Here is a 1157-nt window from a genome sequence, read left to right on the forward strand (position 1 = left end):
GTCCTGGCGCTGCGGCTGACTGGTCCGCGGGGGAGGGTGCGGGTGGGTCGGGCGTCCCGGTGCTGCCTGCGGAGGGCGGTGTGCCCGGGCAGGGTGTGCCGCACTTGGCGGCGGCAGGGGCGCCCGATCGGTCTGCGGGCCAGCCTCCGCCCGGCCCGGACGCCGCCGCGCCCGGCGACCCCCTCACCAGGGCCCTGGCCGAGGTCGAAGCGGCGGCGGCAGACGTACGGGCCATCCCCGCGCGGGCACACCCGGCGCAGGAGCCGCCCCGTCCTCCGGCCAGGAAGGGCCTGCAACCCCACACCCGCCTCAGCGCGCAGCTGACCGTCGCAATGGCCGCGGCTTTCGCCGCCGGGCACCTGGTCTTCCCGCACCACTGGACGTGGACCGTGATCACGGCCTTCGTCGTGTGCAGCGCCGCCCGCGCCCGGGGCGACGTGGTACATCGCAGCGGGTTGCGCGTGGCCGGGGCTTTCACCGGCGCGGTGACGGGCACCCTCGTCGCCCACCTGGTGGCGGACGTACCGCCCGCCGCCGTCGCGGTGATCTTCTGCTACCTCTTCGTCGGGATATGGCTGCGCGAAGTGAGCTACGCCGTGTGGGCGTTCTGCGTGACCAGCCTGCTGGCCGTGCTCTACTCCCTGGACGGCGAGCAGGGCACTGCCCTTCTCCTCCAGCGTCCGGAGGGCATCCTCGCCGGGTCTGCATGCGGCATCCTGGCCGCGTATTTCGTGCTGCCGCTCCGTACGGAGACGGTGATGCGGGGGCGGGCCGCCCGTACCCTCCAGGTCCTGCAGGACCTGCTCACCACGGCACGCGAACCCGACCCGGAACCGGCCGCGCTGCGGAAACTGGCCCGCGCCCTGGACCGCTCGGCCCGCGACCTCAGCGAGGCGGCCGCGTCGGCGCGGGCCCACCGTGCCCTGTTCGCCCGCCGCGCCGCCCCCGGCGCGGCACCGCACGCCGCTGACTGGGCGGAGACGCTGGCTGTGTGCGTACGCGAGGCCCGGGCGCTGGCCGCCACCTCCCCGTCCGACCTCGCCGCGACCCGCGCGCACCTCGTCCTGACCGCCCGCAATCTCGGCCAGGTCCGCCGCCGCCTGGGCCGCCGCCCGGACGCCGAACCCCCTCGCCCTCCGGCCACCACGCCCCCGCCC

The 1157-nt window shown here is 76.5% G+C and carries 1 protein-coding gene; it reads left to right on the plus strand.

Features of this window, described 5'->3' with window-relative positions; all coding sequences use genetic code 11:
- Positions 1-80 precede the first annotated feature (80 nt).
- Positions 81-1157 (plus strand): FUSC family protein (locus V7E46_RS33585; RefSeq protein WP_333771933.1); only part of this gene is annotated, 1077 nt, incomplete at its 3' end.

The sequence above is a fragment of the Streptomyces sp. IBSBF 2435 genome, from assembly GCF_036815005.1.
Lineage (GTDB): Bacteria > Actinomycetota > Actinomycetes > Streptomycetales > Streptomycetaceae > Actinacidiphila.